Raw genomic sequence first — 2,351 nt, forward strand, 5'->3', positions numbered from 1 at the left:
GCGGTAAACGAGTGAGGGAATTTCAGGTAAGATACTTCGGATGAGGAGCAAAAAGGTGGTTTATACTTCCTATACCCCCCTAAAAAGGCAGCTTTGGCTGCCTTTTGTATAATTCATATCGACTTATCAAAAGGACAATCCGATGAATGTCATTATAAAAGCTGTAGTTACTGCCTCGACGCTACTGATGGTATCTTTTAGTTCATTCGAAACCTCAGCGCAATCCCCACTGTTAAAAGAGCAAATTGAATCCATAGTCATTGGAAAAAAAGCCACTGTAGGCGTTGCAGTGTGGGGGCCTGACGATCTGGAACCTTTACTGATTAATCCTTTTGAAAAATTCCCAATGCAAAGTGTATTTAAATTGCATTTAGCTATGTTGGTACTGCATCAGGTTGATCAGGGAAAGTTGGATTTAAATCAGACCGTTATCGTAAACAGGGCTAAGGTTTTACAGAATACCTGGGCTCCGATAATGAAAGCGTATCAGGGAGACGAGTTTAGTGTTCCAGTGCAGCAACTGCTGCAATACTCGGTCTCGCACAGCGATAACGTGGCCTGTGATTTGTTATTTGAACTGGTTGGTGGACCAGCTGCTTTGCATGACTATATCCAGTCTATGGGTATAAAGGAGACCGCTGTGGTCGCAAATGAAGCGCAGATGCACGCCGATGATCAGGTGCAGTATCAAAACTGGACCTCGATGAAAGGTGCTGCAGAGATCCTGAAAAAGTTTGAGCAAAAAACACAGCTGTCTGAAACCTCGCAGGCTTTGTTATGGAAGTGGATGGTCGAAACCACCACAGGACCAGAGCGGTTAAAAGGTTTGTTACCAGCTGGTACTGTGGTCGCACATAAAACTGGTACTTCGGGTATCAAAGCCGGAAAAACTGCGGCCACTAATGATTTAGGTATCATTCTGTTGCCTGATGGACGGCCCTTGCTGGTTGCTGTTTTTGTGAAAGACTCAGCCGAGTCAAGCCGAACCAATGAAGCTATCATTGCGCAGGTTGCTCAGACTGCGTATCAATTTGAATTGAAAAAGCTTTCTGCCCTAAGCCCAAATTAACAGACTATCAGCACTATCTAAGCCGCTGACTCTGGTTGTACACTAAAGCTATGGTTTGAAATTGGAGTAGGTTATGCAGTTATTAGGTTCAGTGGCTTCCCCTTTTGTTCGTCGTTTACGTTTAGTACTGGCAGGGCAACCTTATCAGTTTGTAGCGCTTAATATTTTTGAGTCTGAAGGCCGTTCAGTGTTGGTACAACATAATCCGGCACGCAAAGTGCCTGTGTTAGTGGATGGAGAGCAGGTTATTTTTGATTCAGGCGTAATTTATCGTTATTTGGCTTCGAAACTGAAATTCAAACCATTGAGCTGGGATCAGGAAAACGGTCTGACGACCATCAATGCCTGCACAGACTCCTTGGTTGAATTACTGCTTTGTAAGCGCTCAGGTTTTGACGTGACTGAAGATAAATTGTTTTTTAATCTTCAGCATGAGCGAATTCAGGCGACGCTAGAGGCACTTGAGCAACAAATCAGGGCAGGGCATTTCGGTGACTGGGACTATCCTGGTATCAGTCTGTTCACTTTAATCGACTGGATATTGTTCCGCGATTTAGTCGACTTAAAACCCTTCCCTGTATTATTACAGTTCAGAAATGCGCATTTAAACCGGCCGATGGTCGCTGAAACCGACCCGCGTTTAAGCTAAAAACAACAGGTCAGAGCCAAGACTCTGACCTTTATTATTTATTCCACACCAATAAAGCCGCCGGTTTGATGCGCCCATAATTGAGCGTAAATACCGCCTTTGGCGATCAGTTCCTGATGACTGCCTTGTTCCACAATACGACCTTGATCCAGAACGATCAGCCTGTCCATAGCTGCTATGGTAGATAAACGGTGTGCAATGGCTATAACCGTTTTGCCTATCATCAACTGAGTCAGACTATGCTGAATAGCTGATTCTACTTCGGAGTCCAGCGCTGAGGTGGCTTCATCCAAAATCAGAATAGGGGCGTTTTTCAGTAAAACCCGAGCTATTGCAATACGTTGACGTTGACCACCAGAAAGCTTGACTCCACGTTCGCCCACCTGAGCGTCGTAGCCACTGTTGCCTTTAGGATCGGTAAGCTCCTGAATAAAAGCATCGGCTTCGGCTAAACGGGCTGCTTCAATCATTTCCGCTTCGGTAGCGCCAGGACGACCATATAAAATATTTTCCCTTACAGTACGGTGTAGCAGGGAGGTATCCTGGGTCACCATAGCGGCACTGTTGCAAAGTTAGCGATGAGGCAGCCTTTTGTCTTATTCAAAGGCCTTACATTTCAAAAACTCTGCTTAC

The 2,351-nt window shown here is 45.1% G+C and carries 2 protein-coding genes and 1 pseudogene; 2 read left to right on the forward strand and 1 reads right to left on the reverse strand.

Annotated features, from left to right (window positions below):
* Positions 1 to 142: 142 nt before the first annotated feature.
* Positions 143 to 1,069, forward strand: coding sequence for an inhibitor-resistant extended-spectrum class A beta-lactamase PER-1 (locus L2I46_RS28940; protein ID WP_001100753.1), 927 nt, complete (start codon positions 143 to 145; stop codon positions 1,067 to 1,069).
* 73 nt (positions 1,070 to 1,142) lie between these two features.
* A complete protein-coding gene (locus tag L2I46_RS28945; protein WP_001176353.1) occupies positions 1,143 to 1,718 on the forward strand; it encodes a glutathione S-transferase family protein in 576 nt (191 codons plus the stop codon).
* 38 nt (positions 1,719 to 1,756) lie between these two features.
* Here the strand turns inward: L2I46_RS28945 and L2I46_RS28950 are convergent.
* Positions 1,757 to 2,272, reverse strand: a pseudogene (locus tag L2I46_RS28950) (ABC transporter ATP-binding protein); the annotation flags it as partial.
* Between the last annotated feature and the right edge of the window lie 79 nt (positions 2,273 to 2,351).

The organism is Klebsiella sp. 2019SCSN059 (assembly GCF_021739525.1).
GTDB classification, from domain to species: domain Bacteria; phylum Pseudomonadota; class Gammaproteobacteria; order Enterobacterales; family Enterobacteriaceae; genus Klebsiella; species Klebsiella quasipneumoniae.